This window comes from Pseudomonas sp. GW821-FHT04D07 (genome assembly GCF_059420225.1).
Map to the genome: position 1 here is coordinate 553,120 of NZ_JBWKTH010000001.1, position 18,161 is coordinate 571,280.

At 63.2% G+C, this 18,161-nt stretch carries 20 protein-coding genes; 7 read left to right on the top strand and 13 right to left on the bottom strand.

All coding sequences use genetic code 11. The features are described 5' to 3' along the window. Positions 1 to 66: 66 nt before the first annotated feature. A complete protein-coding gene (locus tag AC07T0_RS02620) occupies positions 67 to 654 on the bottom strand; it encodes a UPF0149 family protein (protein WP_248800494.1) in 588 nt (195 codons plus the stop codon). A 252-nt stretch (positions 655 to 906) separates the two neighbouring features. On the opposite strand from AC07T0_RS02620, the gene recQ reads away from it, so the two are divergent. The 4 genes from recQ to AC07T0_RS02640 all read left to right on the top strand — a co-directional run bounded on the left by recQ (position 907) and on the right by AC07T0_RS02640 (position 6,371). Next, entirely contained in the window at positions 907 to 3,036 is a 2,130-nt protein-coding gene (gene recQ, locus AC07T0_RS02625) for a DNA helicase RecQ (protein ID WP_494999718.1), read from the top strand. Between the two features lie 140 nt (positions 3,037 to 3,176). Further along, entirely contained in the window at positions 3,177 to 3,611 is a 435-nt protein-coding gene (locus AC07T0_RS02630; protein ID WP_218224036.1) for a MarR family transcriptional regulator, read from the top strand. Between the two features lie 175 nt (positions 3,612 to 3,786). Next, positions 3,787 to 5,964, top strand: coding sequence for a motility hub landmark protein FimV (locus AC07T0_RS02635; RefSeq protein WP_494999719.1), 2,178 nt, complete (start codon positions 3,787 to 3,789; stop codon positions 5,962 to 5,964). 119 nt (positions 5,965 to 6,083) lie between these two features. Further along, positions 6,084 to 6,371 carry an Rdx family protein gene (locus AC07T0_RS02640; protein WP_494999720.1) on the top strand — a complete coding sequence of 96 codons (288 nt, stop codon included), beginning with the start codon at positions 6,084 to 6,086 and terminating at the stop codon, positions 6,369 to 6,371. 8 nt (positions 6,372 to 6,379) lie between these two features. Here AC07T0_RS02640 and AC07T0_RS02645 read toward each other — a convergent pair whose 3' ends face one another. From AC07T0_RS02645 to AC07T0_RS02655, 3 genes are all read right to left on the bottom strand, one after another. Beyond that, the gene (locus AC07T0_RS02645) at positions 6,380 to 6,673 is read right to left on the bottom strand and encodes a hypothetical protein (protein WP_494999721.1); all 294 of its coding nucleotides are present in this window, start codon (positions 6,671 to 6,673) and stop codon (positions 6,380 to 6,382) included. Positions 6,674 to 6,825: 152 nt separating this feature from the next. Then, positions 6,826 to 7,719, bottom strand: a complete 894-nt coding sequence (locus AC07T0_RS02650; protein WP_494999722.1) for a DMT family transporter — start codon at positions 7,717 to 7,719, stop codon at positions 6,826 to 6,828. A gap of 87 nt (positions 7,720 to 7,806) precedes the next feature. Then, positions 7,807 to 8,556 (bottom strand): AraC family transcriptional regulator, encoded by a 750-nt coding sequence (locus AC07T0_RS02655; protein ID WP_494999723.1) that lies wholly within the window; start codon positions 8,554 to 8,556, stop codon positions 7,807 to 7,809. Positions 8,557 to 8,685: 129 nt separating this feature from the next. Between AC07T0_RS02655 and AC07T0_RS02660 the strand changes: the two genes are divergently transcribed. Then, positions 8,686 to 9,507, top strand: coding sequence for a UDP-2,3-diacylglucosamine diphosphatase (locus tag AC07T0_RS02660; protein ID WP_494999724.1), 822 nt, complete (start codon positions 8,686 to 8,688; stop codon positions 9,505 to 9,507). A gap of 6 nt (positions 9,508 to 9,513) precedes the next feature. Here the strand turns inward: AC07T0_RS02660 and AC07T0_RS02665 are convergent, their stop codons facing one another. Both AC07T0_RS02665 and AC07T0_RS02670 read right to left on the bottom strand, forming a co-directional pair. Beyond that, positions 9,514 to 10,104: an HD domain-containing protein gene (locus tag AC07T0_RS02665; protein WP_494999725.1), complete on the bottom strand. Its 591-nt coding sequence runs from the start codon at positions 10,102 to 10,104 to the stop codon at positions 9,514 to 9,516. Positions 10,105 to 10,203: 99 nt separating this feature from the next. Beyond that, the gene (locus tag AC07T0_RS02670; RefSeq protein WP_494999726.1) at positions 10,204 to 10,515 is read right to left on the bottom strand and encodes an Mpo1-like protein; all 312 of its coding nucleotides are present in this window, start codon (positions 10,513 to 10,515) and stop codon (positions 10,204 to 10,206) included. Positions 10,516 to 10,674: 159 nt separating this feature from the next. Between AC07T0_RS02670 and AC07T0_RS02675 the strand changes: the two genes are divergently transcribed. After that, on the top strand, positions 10,675 to 11,736 hold the full coding sequence (locus tag AC07T0_RS02675; RefSeq protein ID WP_494999727.1) for an AraC family transcriptional regulator: 1,062 nt from the start codon (positions 10,675 to 10,677) through the stop codon (positions 11,734 to 11,736). On the opposite strand, the gene AC07T0_RS02680 is transcribed toward AC07T0_RS02675, so the two are convergent. Next, positions 11,693 to 13,147: a TrkH family potassium uptake protein gene (locus tag AC07T0_RS02680; RefSeq protein WP_494999728.1), complete on the bottom strand. Its 1,455-nt coding sequence runs from the start codon at positions 13,145 to 13,147 to the stop codon at positions 11,693 to 11,695. The genes AC07T0_RS02675 and AC07T0_RS02680 overlap by 44 nt on opposite strands. 119 nt (positions 13,148 to 13,266) lie before the next feature. Here AC07T0_RS02680 and AC07T0_RS02685 point away from each other — a divergent pair, with 119 nt between their 5' ends. After that, the gene (locus AC07T0_RS02685; protein WP_494999729.1) at positions 13,267 to 13,827 is read left to right on the top strand and encodes a nitroreductase family protein; all 561 of its coding nucleotides are present in this window, start codon (positions 13,267 to 13,269) and stop codon (positions 13,825 to 13,827) included. A 2-nt stretch (positions 13,828 to 13,829) separates the two neighbouring features. On the opposite strand, the gene AC07T0_RS02690 is transcribed toward AC07T0_RS02685, so the two are convergent. From AC07T0_RS02690 to AC07T0_RS02715, 6 genes are all read right to left on the bottom strand, one after another. After that, positions 13,830 to 15,164: a sensor histidine kinase gene (locus tag AC07T0_RS02690; RefSeq protein ID WP_494999730.1), complete on the bottom strand. Its 1,335-nt coding sequence runs from the start codon at positions 15,162 to 15,164 to the stop codon at positions 13,830 to 13,832. Between the two features lie 74 nt (positions 15,165 to 15,238). After that, complete coding sequence (locus AC07T0_RS02695) at positions 15,239 to 15,664, bottom strand: Spy/CpxP family protein refolding chaperone (protein ID WP_494999731.1); 426 nt, start codon at positions 15,662 to 15,664, stop codon at positions 15,239 to 15,241. Positions 15,665 to 15,953: 289 nt separating this feature from the next. Continuing rightward, positions 15,954 to 16,631, bottom strand: a complete 678-nt coding sequence (locus tag AC07T0_RS02700) for a response regulator transcription factor (RefSeq protein WP_494999732.1) — start codon at positions 16,629 to 16,631, stop codon at positions 15,954 to 15,956. Positions 16,632 to 16,664: 33 nt separating this feature from the next. After that, positions 16,665 to 17,075 carry an SH3 domain-containing protein gene (locus AC07T0_RS02705; protein WP_494999733.1) on the bottom strand — a complete coding sequence of 137 codons (411 nt, stop codon included), beginning with the start codon at positions 17,073 to 17,075 and terminating at the stop codon, positions 16,665 to 16,667. Positions 17,076 to 17,184: 109 nt separating this feature from the next. Further along, a complete protein-coding gene (locus AC07T0_RS02710; protein WP_494999734.1) occupies positions 17,185 to 17,484 on the bottom strand; it encodes a YciI family protein in 300 nt (99 codons plus the stop codon). A 1-nt stretch (position 17,485) separates the two neighbouring features. Next, positions 17,486 to 18,082 carry a septation protein A gene (locus tag AC07T0_RS02715; protein ID WP_248800514.1) on the bottom strand — a complete coding sequence of 199 codons (597 nt, stop codon included), beginning with the start codon at positions 18,080 to 18,082 and terminating at the stop codon, positions 17,486 to 17,488. Between the last annotated feature and the right edge of the window lie 79 nt (positions 18,083 to 18,161).

Sequence of the window (18,161 nt, forward strand, 5' to 3'; positions counted from 1 at the left end):
GGCGGTCCGGCGTCCCGGTAAATCCTGCGCCCACAGAATCCGGCTTCCATTCCGCCGGCTCAGTGGTCAGTGATGACGTGGCTTGAGGATCGCCGGTTTTTCGTCCGGGGCGTTGCACAGCAGGTACAACGCGGTCAGGGCTTCCGGGATCTGCACGATCATGTCGTCCATCAGGTTGGCGTCGGCGGCGATATCGGCGAACTCGGGTTGTTCGTCGAACAGGCCGGAACCGACCATGATCGGCAGGAGCATCTCGCTGACTTCGTCTTCGGCGGTTTCGAACCAGGCTTCTTCGCGCAGGAACACGCCTTCCATGAAACCGATGCACCAGCCGCGCAGCTCGGAATCGTCCGGGTCGTCGCCCAGGTCCAGGTCGCAAGGCAGTTCGAATTCCTCATCGGACGCCAGTTGGCGGGCGATATGCGCCTTGAGCTGGATCAGCGTGGCTTCGATCTCTTCGCGCTGGGCGGCGTCGCTGTAGTGCGGCTCCTCGGCGAACAGGGCGTCGATCCATTCACGCTCGGGGACGATCTCGGCGCAGATCGACAACGCGGTCAGGTAGCCGTGGGCGGCCACATAGTCCAGCGCTTCTTCGTGCAGCTCGTCGGCGTCGAGGAAGGCTTGCAGGCGGGTGAGTTGCTCAGCGAAGGACATTGAAGGCTACCTTGGGAATAAACGATAGGCAATTCTAGGCGTTCTTGAGCCCTCAGGCCAGCAAGCACTGAATTCCCTTAACCGACCGGCATCGCCCATTGCCGTCGGACGCTCGGGTATACTGCCGCGTTTTGTGATGCGCTGCTGACCCTGTGGCGGTTCAAGAAATGCCTGCTTACGGATTTTTTCGTGAAATTGGTGAATCTTCGACCAGCCTTTGAGTAGGCGTTTCGGTGATTTTTTGGAGTGGCTATGCTCGAACAGGCTCAACGCGTCCTCAAGGACATCTTCGGTTACGACAGCTTTCGTGGTCGCCAGGGTGCCATTATTGAGCGCGTGGCCAATGGCGGCGATGCCCTGGTGCTGATGCCCACCGGTGGCGGCAAGTCGTTGTGCTTCCAGGTCCCGGCGTTGCTGCGCGAGGGTCTGACGGTGGTGGTCTCGCCGTTGATCGCGCTGATGGACGATCAGGTTGCGACCCTCGAGGAACTGGGGGTGGCTGCCGCCGCGCTGAACTCGACCCTGAGCGCCGAGCAGCAACGCGACCTGGCTGCGCGGATTCGTCGTGGCGAGGTGAAAATGCTCTACCTGGCCCCCGAGCGCCTGGTGCAGCCGCGCATGTTGTCGTTCCTGCAGAACCTCGAGATCGCCCTGTTCGCCATCGACGAGGCCCATTGTGTGTCGCAATGGGGGCACGACTTCCGTCCCGAGTACCTGCAACTCGGTCAGTTGGCCGAGCTGTTCCCGAATGTACCGCGCATTGCCTTGACCGCCACCGCCGACAAGCGGACCCGCGAAGAAATCGTCAATCGCCTGCACCTGCAAAATGCCGAGCGTTTCCTGTCCAGCTTCGATCGGCCGAATATCTTCTACCGCATCGTGCCCAAGGAGCAGCCGCGCAAGCAGTTGCTGGCGTTCCTTTCGCAACGGCGCAGCGATGCCGGGATCGTCTATTGCCTCTCGCGCAAGAAGGTCGACGAAGTCGCCGCGATGCTCTGCGAGCAGGGCTATCCGGCGCTGCCATACCACGCCGGGCTGGCCAGCGATGTGCGGGCCGCCAACCAGAAGCGCTTCCTCAACGAGGAAGGCCTGATCATGGTCGCGACCATCGCCTTCGGCATGGGCATCGACAAGTCCAACGTGCGTTTTGTTGCCCACCTCGACCTGCCCAAGTCCCTGGAAGCCTACTATCAGGAAACCGGTCGGGCGGGGCGCGACGGGCTGCCGGCGGATGCCTGGATGGCTTATGGCTTGCAGGATGTGGTGATGCTCAAGCAGATGCTGCAGAACTCCGAGGGGGACGAGCGGCACAAGCGCCTGGAGCACCACAAGCTCGACGCCATGTTGGCCCTGTGCGAAGAAACCCGCTGCCGTCGCCAGACCCTGCTCGCCTATTTCGATGAAGACATGCCGCAACCCTGCGGGCATTGCGACAACTGCGTCGATGGCGTGCAGACCTGGGATGCCACCGAACCGGCACGCCAGGCGCTCTCGGCGATCTTCCGCACTGGCCAGCGTTATGGTGTCGGGCACCTGGTGGATGTGCTGCTGGGCAAGGAAAACGACAAGGTGCGCAGTTTCGGTCATCAGCACCTGACGGTGTTCGGCGTCGGCAAGGCGCTGGCCGAAGGCGAGTGGCGCACCCTGTTCCGCCAACTGGTGGCCCGCGGGCTGGCCGATATCGACCTGGAAGGCTACGGCGGCCTGCGCCTGAGCGATAGCTGCCGCCCCTTGCTCAAGGGTGAAGTGAGCCTGGAGCTGCGCCGCGACCTCAAGCCGCAGACCACGGCCAAAAGCGTTTCCGCCAGCCCCGCCAGCCAACTGGTGCGTGGCGAGGAGCGTGAGCAGTGGGAAGCCCTGCGCGCCCTGCGACGCAGGCTGGCACAGGAACATGGCGTGCCGCCGTATGTCATTTTTCCCGACTCCACCTTGCTGGAAATGCTCCGCAGCCAGCCGACTTCCCTGGCGGAAATGGCCAAGGTCAGCGGTATCGGCGCGCGCAAGCTGGAGCGTTACGGCGAGGCGTTCCTCGAAGTGCTGGGCGGGGAGGCCGAGACTCCGAAGACGGTGGCCGATATCCGTCACGAATTGATCAGCCTGGCCCGGGCCGGCATGACGCCGTTGCAGATTGCCGGGCAGTTGCAGTGCTCGGAAAAGAATGTCTACACCTTGCTGGCCGAAGCCATCGGCCGCCAGCAACTGTCGCTGGAGCAGGCACTGGACTTGCCGGAAGACCTGCTGGGGGAAATCCAGGACGCCTTTCTCGACGGCGAAGGCGAATTGCCCCCGGTGACCGCCATTGCCGAGCTGTTTGCCGGGCGTGTGCCGGAAGGGGTTCTGTATTGCGTGCGGGCCGCCTTGCAGGCGGAATTTGAAATGTGAGGTCGGTATTGTCCCCGGTCATTGTTCTATTCACGACAAGTAACGATTCAGCGCTGAGCAGACCTTGCCTCTGGGCATGGGCCATGCTTAGCTGACTAATAATTAGTTTTGTCTATTTTAAGTCTAACCCTGAGTGTTTTATGCCGTTGACCGATGAACACCGTTTTGGCATGCAGTTGGCGCACATGTCCCGAGGCTGGCGCGCGGAACTGGATCGCCGTCTGGCGGGCCTGGGCTTGTCCCAGGCGCGCTGGCTGGTCTTGCTGCACCTGGCACGGTTTACCGAGGCCCCAACCCAGCGTGAGCTGGCCCAGAGTGTCGGCGTTGAAGGGCCGACCCTGGCACGCCTGCTCGACAGTCTGGAAACCCAGGGACTGGTCCAGCGCCAGGCAGTGCTGGAAGACCGGCGCGCGAAGAAAATCGTCCTGAGTGCCTCGGCACGGCCCCTGATTGAACAGATCGAGACCATCGCCACGGCCTTGCGTCATGAGCTGTTCGTCGGTGTCGACGATGAAGAACTGCGGATCTGCATGCGGGTCCACAGCCGGATCCTGGCCAATCTGGAAAAATCCTGAGGTATTCCCGGGCTGCCGGGCTTGGAGAATCTTCAGGCGGCAGACTATAAGAGTTACAGGTTCTGTGTATTGTGTCGGTGTCCGGCCAGCGCGCGCGGGCCGTCACGCCAGTTAAGGGATGCTCATGCTCGAGAGTTTGCAGTCCGCGTTGCGGTGCTCCATTGGAAAATCCTCCTTGAACCGGGCTCGCCTGTTGGCCGTGCTGGCCGGCGGGTTGTTGTATTCGGTGCTGGCCCCGGCCATGGGCCTGGGGGATATCACCCTGCATTCGGCGCTCAACCAGCCGCTGAACGCGGAAATCACCTTGATCGAACCGGGCGACCTGGCCGAAGGCGAGCTCTCGGTGAGCCTGGCGACACCCGAGGAGTTCGCCCGGGCTGGCGTCGAGCGGGTGTTCTTCCTCAATGACCTGCGCTTTACCCCGGTGTTACGGGGTAACAGCAGTGTTATCCAAGTGCAGAGCAACAAGCCGGTCAGCGAACCTTTCCTGAATTTCCTGGTGCAGGTCAACCGACCCAACGGACGCTTGCTGCGCGAATACACCGTGTTGCTCGACCCGCCGGGTAACCTGCCAGCGGGCTATAGCCTGCCGGCCCGCAGCGCCGCCCTGGAGCCATCGGCCTCTGTGGCGAGTATTCCGCCGCCGCCGGCCGTGCAGGGCAAGCGCTACACCGTGGTCAAGGGCGATCATCTCTGGGGAATTGCCAAACGACTGCGTGACGCCGGCAGCCAGGTTTCGGTCAATGAACTGTCCCAGGGCATTCGTGCGCTCAATCCTGGAAGCGACCATTTGCGGGTCGGCCAGAGCTTGTTGCTGCCGGATGTTGCAGTGGTTGCGGCCCCGGCGTCTTCCGCGATGCCTGGGGCCACCACGGGCACTGCCGCCGCGACCCCGCCGACCCCGGCTGCGCTGGCGGCCGAGACGCTGCAAAATGCCGAGGAACTGGCCAAGTCCGCCTTGGAAAACCAGCAGTTGCAGAAGACTGTCGAGGATCTGCAGGTCAGGTTGAAGGCCCAGGACGAACTGATTGCCGGCAGCCAGAAACAGGCCGTCGAACTACAGACGCAACTCGCCGAACTCAAGGCCAAGGCTGCTGCGCCGGCTCCGGCGCTGGTGGCCGCTCCGGTCGTGCTACCGACCCCGGCTGCCGGGACTTCCGATGGTCCGAACTGGCTGCTGTGGGCGGCGGTGCTGTTGCTGATCGCGCTGTTGGCCGTGGCCTTTATCCTGCGGCGCAACCGCCAGCAGGCTGAACAGGCGCCCGAGGCTGTGCCGCAGGCGGCTCCGGTTCCGGAACCGATGGTCAGTCGTGTGGTAACGCCGGCCCCGCCGACCAAGCTGGCGACTCCCGCGTCGACTCGGATCGAGCCGGTGATGGCACCGGTGGCGGCGGCCTCACGGCAGTCCAGTGAGGTGCCGGACGCGCTTGAAGGCGTGAGTATCTACATCGCCTACGGTCGCTTCAGCGAGGCGGCGGGCATTCTGCGCGAGGCCATGCTCAAGGAGCCCGAGCGTACGGACTTGCGCCTGCGCTTGCTGGAGGTGCTGGCCCAGCAGGGTGACAGTGCGGCGTATGCGACAGAAGAGCGCAATCTGCTGGAGGCCGGGTTCAGCGAGTCGGCTCTGCAGGAGCTGCGCGCCAAGTATCCGAAGCTGCAAACCGTTGCCGCCACCCCAGTTCCAGCCGCCGCGTCCCCAGCACCGGTTCTGGCGGTGGTCAGTGCCGTGGCAGTGGCCGCGCCGGTATTGGCGGCAGATTGGAACAAGCCGGCCGAGCCGGCAGCGGCAAGCGCACCGGCGGCGGAAAAACCGCTGGAGGACGAATTCCAGCTCAACCTCGATGACCTGTCCATGGACGCCGACTGGGACCTGCTCAGCCCGTTCGACAATACGCCGCAGTCCCGCAGCAAGAACGCTGACGAGCCGGTTTTGCCTGTCGAGCTGGAGCCTGAGCCCGAGCCGATATTCACCAAGAGCTTCAATGAGCTGCCGGAAGTGTTCGAGATACCGGACGAGCAGTTCCTCAGTGATTTTTCCGAGCTTGAGTCCGAGCCAGAGCCTGCACCTGTGCGCGAAGTGGAGTTAAGCTTGCCGGAGGACGGGGATTCACTGGATGACGTGTTTCTCGACGGTTTCATGAACGACCCCGAGCCCCTGGACATCGAACCCCTGGAAGTGGATTTCGACAGCCTGGAGCTTGAGCACGCCTCGGCCAGCAAGCTGGAGCAGGCGCAAACCTGCATCAATGTCGGCGACCTGGACCATGCCAGCCAACTGCTCCACGAGCTGCTCCGGGAAGGCGATGAACCCTTGAAGCAAACAGCTCGCACCCTGCTGGCGAGCATTCGCTGATACTGCTGGGCGTAGGCGCGGGGTGAGCTCTTCGGCCTGATCCTGGGCGCGTCTATCACGCCCGCCCAGGATCCAGGTATTCCGTCCTTCGCTCAGGGCCTTGTCCAGAGAGAACTCCCATGACCGCAGGTAAACCGCACATCGTCATCACTTACTGCACCCAGTGCCAATGGCTGCTGCGCGCCGCCTGGCTGGCCCAGGAACTGCTCAGCACTTTCGCCGACGAGCTTGGCCAGGTGGCCCTGGAGCCGGGGACCGGCGGGGTGTTCCGGATCACCTGCGACGAGGTGCAGATCTGGGAGCGCAAGGCGGACGGTGGCTTTCCGGAAGCCAAGGTGCTCAAGCAGCGGGTACGGGACCGGATCGACCCCGAGCGCGACCTCGGGCACAACGACCGGCCCCGATAGGCGCGCGGTTACGACGGGCTCAGCTTCGACTTGATAAGCCCGACGATGACCATCAGCACCCCACCGCCCACGCCGCCGCTGGCGATACTGCTGAGGATCGAGGTCAGGTCCAGTGCGCCGCTGCTACCGCCTATGCTGCCGCCGGTGACCAGATCGAGTAGCTGTCCGCCGAGGCCGCCGCCGAGTATGCCCAGGATGGAATTGATGAGCGGGCCCAGGTTGTATTTCTCCAGTACCGAACCGGCCACGTTCCCGCCCACGGCGCCGCTGATGGCTTGAATCAAAAGACTGACGATGTCCATGGATGAAACCCTCCAACATGTTGATGGGGAGGGCCGCTCGAATCGAGTCGATTCAGGGGGGAATCACTGCCGCTGTCGTCGAGAAACCCTGATCTCCGTGAACGACAGCAAACTGTTGCGGATGTCACCAGTATAGGCGGATTGGCTTTTCGTCAATGAACTGGCGCGGCTTCCTGGCTTTCCCGGGGCGCGGCCGCCGCACCCAGACGGCTGGACACGACGATGGCGAGAATGATCAGGGCACCACCGAGCAACATGCGCGGCGTCGGGTTTTCGCCGAACAGCAGCCAGGCGGCGGTGATCCCGTACACAGGCTCCAGGGCAAAGACCACCGCGGCGGTACGCGCCTTGATCACCGCGAGGCTGGCGACGAACAGGCTGTGGGCCAAGCCGGTGCAGAGCACCCCCAACAGGCCGATCCACAACCAGTCCAGCGCCGGCACTTGCGCCAGGGCTGGGGCGGCCCAGGGCAGCAGGCAGGCGGCGACCACCAGGTTCTGGCACAACGCCGCCTGCACCGCGGGAATTCGCCCGGAGCCGGCCCGGTTGGCCAGCGACAGCAGCGAGAACAACAGGCCGGAAAGCACGGCCCAGAGCAGTCCACCGGTGGCCTGGCTGGCGAGATCGAAGTCGGGGGTGACCAGCACCAGGCCGATACTGACCAGCACCACCAGCAAGATTTCATTGAAGCGGATACGTTCGCGAAAGATCAGCCCCTCGAGGATCACGGTAAAGGCCGGGAAACTGGCGAAACCCAAGGTCGCCACCGCCACGCCGGCGACTTTTACCGCGATGAAAAAGCTGACCCAGTGCCCGGCCAGCAGCAGGCCGCTGAGCAGCAGGCGCCGCCAGTCCCGCGACTGCAACGGTTGCCAGCGCTGGCTGCGAGCCAGACGGGCGAACAGGCTGAGGGCGAGCACGGCAAAGATGGCCCGGCCGCAGACGATGATGGCCGGCGCGGCGCTCGCGAGTTTGCCGAACACGCCGGTCAGGCCAAACATCAATGCGCCGATATGCAGGGCGCCCAGGGCGGTACGGGGAGTCATGGCGGTCCTTGAATACAGTGACGGGCAGAACCGCAGTCTAGAGGGCGGTCGCTGCGCCTGTCTGTCGCGTGCCTGCTGTCGTTTGTCTCAGGACTCGCGCCGCAGCGCGCCGGGCGTACGGCCGAACTCACGGAGCACGGCGGCGGCAAAGGCGCTTTGCGACTGGTAGCCGACGCGGCTGGCGATCTCACCGATCGGCAGGGCCGATTCGCGCAGCAGTCCCAGGGCGTTATGCAGGCGGCGACTGCGCACATAGTCCATGGGCGTCTGCCCGCATTCGGCGACAAAGCGTGTATGCAGGCGCGCGCTGGACAAGTCGGCGATGCGCGCCAGGTCGGCCACCTGCAGCGGGTGGGCCAGGTGGCGATCGATATGCGCATTGAGGGCGGCCAGGGGCAGGCGCTTGCCGCCGAGCGGGTGGGGGCCGGGGCTGTTCAGGCTGGCGAGCAGCAGCACCGCGCCCTGTTGGGCGATCAGCGGGTCCTGCACCGGGCTGGCCGCGAGCCACTGCACCAGTTGGCTCTGGGCGGCATCGAGGGTTCGCGGCCCGGGGCTGTCGAGCAGACGCCGGCTGGCGTCGGCGTGGTCGCCCAGGGTGCTCAGCAACCAGTGTTGGTCCGGCACATCCAGCACCAGGCAGCGGCTGCCGTTGGGGCTGGCGCAGACATGATGGGCCTCGCTGGGAATCACCGCGACGCTTTGCTGCACCACCTGGCTGCCGTGGCCCTCGATTTCGAAGTCGAGCAGTCCGGACAGGCCGAACACCAGCTGCGCATGGGCGTGGCTGTGGGTAATCAGGTCGCGGCTGTAGTGGCGCAGGGTCAGGATCGGTCCCATCGCGGTCTCCTTGGCATCGCCGCAGTTTACACCGCTTGCCGTCCAGGCGGTTGTCATAGGATTGCCATGTGACTGTCATGGACTATTAACTACCCCGGTGCAAGCTCAGGAAAAATCCGGAGAATGCCCATGACCCGTGCGGAGCTCGCCAAACCCAGCCGTAAGCAGCGTGTGCGAACCCTGTGGATTTCCGACGTGCACCTGGGGACCCGGGACTGCCAGGCCGAACACCTGTCGCAGTTTCTCAAGGGCTATCAGGCCGACCGTATCTACCTGGTGGGCGATATCATCGACGGTTGGAAGATGCGCGGCGGCATGTATTGGCCGCAAGCGCATACCAACGTGATCCGTCGCTTGCTGACCATGAGCAAGCGCGGCACCGAGGTGATCTATGTCACCGGCAACCATGATGAATTCCTGCGCCGTTACTCCAAGCTGATCCTCGGCAATATCCAGTTGGTCGATGAAGCGGTGCACACCACCGCCGACGGCCGCAAGCTGCTGGTGATCCATGGCGACCAGTTCGACGTGATCACCCGATATCACCGTTGGCTGGCGTTTCTCGGCGATTCGGCCTACGAGTTCACCCTGACCCTCAACCGCTGGCTGAACCATTGGCGAGCCCGCTACGGTTATGGCTACTGGTCGTTGTCGGCCTACCTCAAGCACAAGGTCAAGACCGCGGTCAGTTTCATCAGCGACTTCGAAGAGGCCATCGCCCACGAATGCGTGAAACGCGGGCTCGACGGGGTGGTGTGCGGGCATATCCACCACGCCGAGATCCGCAAGGTCGGCGAGGTGGAATACCTCAACTGTGGCGACTGGGTCGAGTCCTGCACCGCCCTGATCGAACACTGGGATGGCACCATCGAGCTGTATCGTCTGGCCGATGCCCAGGCGAAAGAGGCGCAGCTCAAGTTGGAACTGGAGAAAGTTGCCGAGCTGGGGTAGGGCGCGTCAGGCCGTCTGGTTGGGCACCATCGCGGCCTTGTAGATCGATTGCCGGGGTTGGGCAAACACCCGCTCCATCAGCGGTTCGAAAAAGCTCAGGGGCAGGCTCTCGTAGTCTGGGTCGAAGGCTGCGGCATCGTACTTGGCGCAGAATTCGATCGTTGCCAGGTACTGCGGGTGCTCGCGAAATTGCTCGCGCAAATGGCGATCCATCCCCAGGTAGTGGAAGAAGTAGTAGCCCTGGAAAATCCCATGCTTTTCCACCATCCACAGGTTTTCGGCGCTGACAAAGGGCTTGAGAATCGCCGCGGCGATATCCGGGTGATTGTAGGAGCCGAGGGTGTCGCCGATATCGTGGAGCAGCGCGCAGACCACGTACTCCTCGTCCCGGCCATCGCGCCAGGCCCGGCTGGCGGTTTGCAACGAGTGGGTCAGGCGATCCACCGGAAAACCGCCAAAATCACCTTCCAGCAGCTTCAGGTGGGTCAGGATCCGCGCCGGCAGTTGCCGGGCGTAGGCGCTGAAGTCAGCGGCAATCACCGCCCAATCGGCCTGGGTGCCGTCCTGCATATGGGTAAAGCGGGCTTGTCCGGTCATCGGCTGTCCTCTTGTGGTTTTTATCGATGCCGGTCCCAGTCTAGGGCTTGCCGGCGTCCTGGCAGTGGCTGCACAGGACGCTTTGCTGGCTTCCCGGGCCTAAAACGGCACCTTGCCGAGGATCATGTCGCGAAACATGACGAAATCGCCGAGCAGACTGTAGAAAGGATGTTCAAAGGTGGCCGGGCGGTTCTTCTCGAAAAAGAAATGTCCGACCCAGGCGAAGCCATAGCCGGCGATCGGCACCGCCAACAGGAACCCTCCCGCGGCGCGACCAATGGCCAGGGCGAGGAAAAAAATCACCAGGCTGGTGCCGACGAAATGCAACCGACGGCAGGTACTGTTGCCATGTTCGCTCAGATAGTAGGGGTAAAATTCTGCGAAGCTGTTGAATTTTCTGATGTTTTCCACGGGTTACTCTCCGCGTTGGCGAGCTCGCCCACGGAGGGTTCCACGGGGAGCTTATTTGAGTCTAGAGTGATTGACAGCGGCTACCAGTGACAATAGGCGCCACTTTAGTATCCTTAGGCCACTAGTCGTCATATGCGACTTATCATGCAAGAAAAGGCCATGAGCGAGAGAACGACTTCTGCAAGCTGGGCGATGGGGATTGTCAAGGCGCTGGAGATGGATGGCCTGGATTGCCGTGTCCTGTTCAGGCAGCTGGGGCTCGATTACGCGGCGCTCGACGATCCCGATGCGCGCTTTCCCCAGGACTCGATTACGCGACTGTGGCAGCGTGCGGTGGAGCTTTCCGGTAACCCGGCGATTGGCTTGAACATGGGCCGGGTGGTGCGCCCGGCGTCCTTTCATGTCGCCGGCTATGCGCTGATGTCCAGCCAGACCCTGGCCGAGGGCTTCAGGCGCCTGGTGCGTTATCAGCGGATCATCGCGGAAAGTGCCGACCTGAGCTTTCGTCTTTTGCCTGAAGGTTATGCGCTGATCCTGACGGTGCACGGTGACCACCTGCCGCCCACCCGCCAGAGCGCCGAGGCTTCCCTGGCCTGCGCCCTGGCACTCTGTGGCTGGCTGAGCGGGCGCACCTTGCAGCCGCGCAAGGTCCTGGTGCAGGGCGCGGAGCCGGAGGATATCGGCCCTTACAAGGAGGTGTTCCATGCGCCGCTGGTGTTCAACGCACCCTACGATGCGCTGATCTTCGAGCAGGCCGACATGGAGGCGCCGCTGCCGACCGCCAACGAGGCCATGGCCTTGCTCCACGATCGTTTCGCCGGTGAATACCTGGCGCGCTTCTCCGAAAGCCGGGTGACCCACAAGGCGCGCCAGGTGTTGTGCCGCCTGCTGCCTCAGGGCGAGCCCAAGCGCGAAATGGTGGCACAGACCCTGCACCTGTCCCAGCGCACCCTGCAGCGGCGTTTGCAGGAAGAGGGCACCAGTTTCCAGACACTCCTCGATGACACCCGTCGCGAGCTGGCCGAGCAGTACCTGGCGCAGCCGCGCATGACCTTGCTGGAAATCGCCTACCTGCTGGGGTTTGCCGATCCGAGCAACTTTTTCCGCGCCTTTCGCCGCTGGTTCGAGGTTACGCCTGGCGAGTATCGGGCGCGGCTGTTGGGGGCGGTGGCTTCGGTCAATGACGCCAGAATGCGGGAATACACAGAACGAACACTGTGATGATTTCCAGCCGACCGAGCAGCATGCCCAGGGACAGAATCCACTTGGCCGCATCCGGCAAGGTGGCGAAGTTGCCGGATGGTCCGATCACTTCGCCCAGGCCTGGCCCCACGCCGGAGACGGTGCTGGCGGCGCCGGTAAGGGCGGTCATCCAGTCCAGGCCGAGCAGCGACAAGGCCAGGGCGATGGCGCAAATGGTGATGGCGAAGAAGAACGAGAAGGTCAGGATCGAACGCACGATTTCTTCGTCGAGACGGTGACCGTTGTATTTCTGCTTGATCACCGCCCGTGGATGGATCAACTGGTTGAGGTTGGCCTTGAGCAGGATATAGGCCACCTGGAAACGGAACACCTTGATCCCTCCGGCCGTCGAGCCGGAGCAACCGCCGACGAAGCCCAGGTAGAAAAACAGCATCAGCGAGAAGTTGCCCCACAGGCTGTAGTCGCCGAGGGCGAATCCGGTGGTGGTGACCACCGAGGTCACGTTCAGCGCCACATGGCGCAGGGCGTCGAGCCAGTGCAGGTGGGTGGTCCACCAGTACCAGGTGCCGAGCACCAGCCAGGTCACCAGCAGCAAGCCAAGCAAACCCTGCACCTGCTGGTCCTTGAGCAGCGCCTTGCGATGGCCGCGCAGGGTTGCCACGTAGAGGGTGAACGGCAGGCTGCCGAGAATCATCACCAGCACCGCCACCCAGTGCACCGCCGGTTGGCGCCACTTGGCCAGGGACTGGTCCGAGGTGGAGAAACCACCAGTGGAAATCGCCGACATGGCGTGGTTGATCGCATCGAACAGGCTCATGCCAGCCCACCAGAAGGCCAGGCTGCCGAGGAGGGTGATGCCGATATAGGCGGTGACGATCAGGCGCGCCACCATGTGCGAGCGCGGCATGACCTTTTGCGAACGGTCCGAGGATTCGGTCTGGAACAGACGCATGCCACCGATGCGTAGCAGCGGCAGAATCGCCACCGCCATGCCGATAAAGCCGATCCCACCCAGCCAGTGCAGCAGCGAGCGCCAGATCAGGATGCCCGGGGACATGCTGTCCAGGCCGCTGAGCACGGTCGAGCCGGTGGCGGTAATACCCGACATGCTTTCGAAAAAGGCATCGGTGTAGCTGGTGTGCAGGGTCAGCACAAAGGGCAGCGCGGCGAAAATGCACACCACCACCCAGCTGGACACGGTCAGCAGGTACATGTCCCGGGGGCGCAGGTGCACCTGCGCCGGGCGACCGCGCATGACCAGTGCCAGGCCGGCGAGAAAGGTGATGGTGCTGGCCCAGAGAAAAGCCGGCAGGTCACCGGTGCGTTCGAAGACCACCAGCACCAGCATGGGGATGACCATGCTGGCGGCCAGGGTAATCAGGAAGATGCCGATGATGAAACCGATGATGCGCAGGGTCGGCATCGCCATGAAATAAGCTCGGGAAAGGGGCAGGGCGCCATTCTACCCGCGACCCCGGTCATGTAAACCGGCACGGCCGCCCGGGATCTGGCTAGAATAGCCCGATCATTTTCCAGTGGAGGTGGCCGATGGAGGCTCTCGACAATTTGCTCAACCGTGTTTCCGCACCGCGCCTGCTCGATCCGGCCCCGACCCAGGCCCAGCGCGATATTCTGTTCGCCGCCGCGATGCGCGCCCCGGATCATGGGCAACTGCGGCCTTGGCGTTTCCTCACCGTGGAAGGCGCGGCCCGTGAGCAATTGGGCAGCCTGCTGGCCGAGGCGGTGCGCCTGCAAGAGGGCGAGGCGACCCCGGCGGCCATCGACAAGGCCCACGCCATGCCCTTGCGCGCGCCGTTGCTGATTGTGGTGGTGGCGCGTTTGCAGGAGCACTTCAAGGTGCCGAAGTCCGAGCAGTTGCTGGCGGCCGGTTGCGCGGCCCACGGCATTCTGCTGGCGGCCCATGCGCAGGGAATCGGCGCGGTGTGGCGCACCGGCGAGCTGTCCTATTCGCGCCATGTGGCCAAGGGCCTGGGGCTGGGCGACAACGAGGAAGTGATCGCCTTCCTGTACCTGGGCACGCCGCAGAACGAACTGCGCCAGCCACCGAAGGTCGATCTGACGGAGTTTGTCAGCGCCTGGTCGGCTTGAAATTAAACCTGCGCTCCAGGTTCCAAAGGCAGATCCAGTTTGGCGATAAATCCTCCCTCGGGATGATTCGCCAGTATCAGGCTGCCGCCATGCCGTTCCGCCGCCCGCCGGGCAATAGCCAGTCCCAGGCCGTGGCCCGGGGCGGTCTGTCCGGGCGCCCGGTAGAAGGGCTCGCCCAGTTGCGCCAGGTGCGCGGGTTCCACACCGGGGCCATGGTCGCGCACGCTGATTTCGATGCGTTCACCCTGACGTTGCGCGTGCAGTTCGATGGGCCGGCCCTCGGGATTGAAGCGCTGAGCGTTGCGCAGCAGGTTATCCACAGCCCGTTCGATCATGGTCGGCCACCCCTTGAAGCTCAGCGGCGGTTCGTCGTCGAAGCGCACCGGCTGTTCCGGGCAGCCGAGGTTGGTGTCCTTCTGCAAGGTCGTGAGCAGTGCTGTGAGGTCGACCTCTTCGGCACTGGCCTGGTCGGAGTCGACCCGGGCCAGGGTGAGAATTTCGCTGATCAGCGCTTCCAGCCGGTCGCATTCACGGGTCAGGCGCGGCCAGAGTCGCTCGCGTTCTTCAGGGCCGGCGCGTTCGGCCAGGGCCAGGGCAATGCGCAGGCGTGCCAGCGGTGAACGCAATTCATGGGAGACATCCCGCAACAGTTGGCGTTGGCTACCGATCAGGCTTTGCAGACGCGCGCCCATCAGGTTGAAGTCCTTGGCCAGCACACCGAACTCATCGCGCCGCGCCGCCAGTTTCGCCAGGCTGTTCTGCTGATAAGTCGTCTGCCCGAGGTCATGCACGGCGCCGCGCAGGCGGCTCAGGGGGCGGGTGATGGACAAGGTCACCAGCAGGCTGAACAAGGTCAGCACCACCAGGGCAATCCCCAAGGCGCTGAGGGGGCGCAGCAGGCTTTCGCGGTGCCAGGCGTCCAGTTCCGGGTGGGGAATGCGGTAGATCAGCAGGTAGGTTTCGCCGCTTTTCGGGCTGGTGTACTCGACCGTCAGGCGGCGCCAGGGCAGCTTGCGGTCATCGTTGTTCTGGCGTGCTTCAAAGGCCGCGGCCCGGCGTGGAAAAGTCCCACGGACCAGCGGGTCGCCGCCTTCGTTGAGCACCTGCACATCGATGTGATAACGCTGCTTGCGCTGTTCCAGAATCGCCTGGGCGGCTTCTTCGCCCTGGCTTTCATAGGTCTGCGTCCACTCTTCGGCCAGGCTGTTCAAACCCGGATGACGACTGAGAATCCAGGTGTCCTGGTTGAGGATGTGCATGAGCAGAATCGATAGGCCCGCGACAAGGGCAATGGCCAGCCAGAAGCTGGCCAGGATGCGCCAGAACAGTGATCGCACAGCAAATCCTCAACCAAAGAGTACAAACGAAGAAAGCCCGGCGGCGTTGGCCGTCGGGCTGGAGCATAAGCGGATTATTGCGCTTTTTGCGGTTGCTGCGCCTTCCAGGCTTTGAATTCGGTCCATTCGGCACGGCGCTCGGCCTGCTTTTTCTGCATCTCGTCGAAGGTCTTCTGCTGTTCAGGCGTCAGCAAGGCACGGATCTGGCCTTGGGTCTTCTGGTGAGCGGCATCCAGTTCGCCTTTGAAGGCAGCCTTGTCGGCAGGCGAGAGCTTTTCCAGATACTTGATGGCGATTGCCTTGCGATCATGGCGTTGTTCACCCACCAGTTTACGGATCTGCTGGCGCTGTTCCTTGGTCAGGTCCAGTTTTTGGAAGCCACCTTTGCCATGATGCTGGCCGTATTCCGGGCCGCCCATCGGGCCACTGCCTTCAGGCATGGCCATGGCCACGGTAGGGAGTGCGGCAGCGAACATCAGGGCGATCAGGGTCTTGCGCATGGTGTTTCTCCTTGTCTCGATTCCGGTCAGTCCGGATGAGTACAGATTAAGGAGTTCAAGGTCAGCGGCGGTCAGCGGAGGGTAAAGCTTGAGTAAAGACGTTTTTGTCGCGGGTTGACACTTGCCTGACTCGCAACGCCGACTCTTGTAGGAGCAGCCGGTCGACGCTCGATTGCTTGCGATGGTCGTCAGGGCACCGCGGGGAATCAGGTGCCCAGCGTTATCGTTGACGTCTATCGCGAGCAAGCTCGCTCCTACAGTCTGTGGTCAAAGGCGGGGTGGTAGGGGTTTACAGGCTGTAGTAGTAACCGCGGCTGCGCAGGGCGACGATGCGCGGGCGCCCGTCCGGGTGCGGGCCGATTTTCTTGCGCAGGTTGCTCACGTGCATGTCCAGGCTGCGATCGTACAAGGTCAGCTTGCGGCCCAAGGCGATCTGCGCCAATTCCTGTTTGTCCAGGGGCTCGCCGGGTTGCTGCAGCAGGGCTTCGAGCAGGCGGCTTTCGGAGACGGTAAGGGTGAAGTCCTGCTGGTCGATGGTGACCACGCCCCGCACCGGGCTGAAGCACAGGTCGCCCAGCTCCATCTGGCTCGGGGTCGCGGCGGGGTGGCTGCGGCGCAGCACGGCGCGCAGGCGCGCGGTCAGTTCCCGGGGGTCGCAGGGCTTGGCCAGATAGTCGTCGGCGCCCAGTTCCAGGCCGAGGATGCGATCCAGCGGCTCGCCACGGGCCGAGAGCATCACCACCGGCAACTCAGGGTGATCGTTGCGCAACTGCTTGAGCAGTTCCAGGCCACTGCCATCGGGCAGCATCACGTCCAGCACCACGGCGGCCGGGGCGCTGTCCGCCAGAGCCCTGCGCGCGCTCTGGCCATCGTGGCAGGCGCGTACCTGGAAGCCTTCCTGGCTCAACCAACTGGTCAGGAGTTCACACAACTCCTGGTCATCGTCTATCAGTAACAGGTCGCTCATGACTCTCTCGATTACGGATCGCTAATGGCCTGCTCAATTCAGCCATTGCCGACGTTGTCTACGTCCGCCACTGGCGAAGATACCGCAGAGCAGGGCCAGGAGTGCAACTCCCGCACCGGTGACAAACCATTGCTGCTGATCGGTCAGCAGGCGTGGGCCGGCACTGGCCTGGGCTTCCTTGAGTTGCAGCATCAGGCGCTGGTTTTCCTGGCGCAGGCGGCTCAGCTGGGCACTTTCGCGCATCGCGTCGGCACTCTGCAATTGTTGGCTCAACTCTTCTCGCTGTCGCTCGCTTTCTTTCAAGCGTTGCTGCAAATCGGTGATCTGGCTACCGGCACTCAAGGACAGGGGTGTGGAGTTACTCGAACCCTGACTCTCTTCGGCGTGGGCGGCGGCCCCTATCGACAAGATGACCACTAGCAGCAACAACGGACCTTGGCGCATCGCAAACTCCTGATTCCAATCGGCATTGGGCAGGTTGTCGGCTGCTGAACGAGAATAATGAGCGATTGGGCCGCGATGAACCCTGAAGGTTCATCGCGAGGAGAGAAATTTATGGCAGGACTTGCTTGAACGGCTTGACCAACACGTGGGCGTAGACCCCGGTGGTGGCGAACGGATCCGCCTCGGCCCAGGCTTGGGCCGCGCTCAGGCTGTCGAATTCGGCGACGATCAGGCTGCCGCTGAAACCGGCGGCGCCTGGGTCGTTGCTGTCCACGGCCGGGTGCGGGCCGGCCAGGACCAGGCGTCCTTGCGCCTGCAACTGATGCAGCCGCTCCAGGTGCGCCGGACGCACGGCCAGGCGTTTGTCCAGGGAGTTTTCGACGTCGGTGGCGATGATCGCGTAGAGCATGTCAGTCCTCGGTTTTCGGGATGGTCGGGTCGCTGTCGTGCAGGTGGCGGGACAGGTAGATGCCCTGGCCGACCAGGAACAGCAGGGTCATGCCCAGGCTGCCGAACACCTTGAAGTCGACCCAGTACTGCTGGAAGGTGAACGCGACGAACAGGTTGGCACCGCCGCAGAACAGGAAAAACACGATCCAGGCCAGATTCAGGCGAGTCCAGATCGGCTCGGGCAGGCTCAGGGCGTGGCCCATGATGCGCTTGATCAGCAGGCGGTCACCGATGAAGTGGCTGCCGGCAAACGCCAGGGCGAACAGCCAGTTGACCACCGGGGCTTTCCACTTGAGGAAGGTTTCGCTGTGGAAGGCCAGGGTCAGGCTGCCGAAGACCAGGCAGGCGATCAGGGTCAGCCACTGGCTCTTCTCCAGTTTGCGTTGGGTAATGAACAGGGTGCCGTAGACCACCAGGGAACTGATGATCAGCATCGCCGTGGCACTGTAGATACCGCCCACGGTCAGGCTGTGGCCGGCGATCTCCATCACCCTCGGTTCGATTTTGTAGACGATGAAGAACAGGAAGAGCGGGATGAAATCGATGAATTGTTTCACAGTGGCAGCCAGAAGCAGGATGTGACGGCATAATAACAAACATCATTGCCAGCGAAAGCGCCGCCTAGAGGTTATTCAA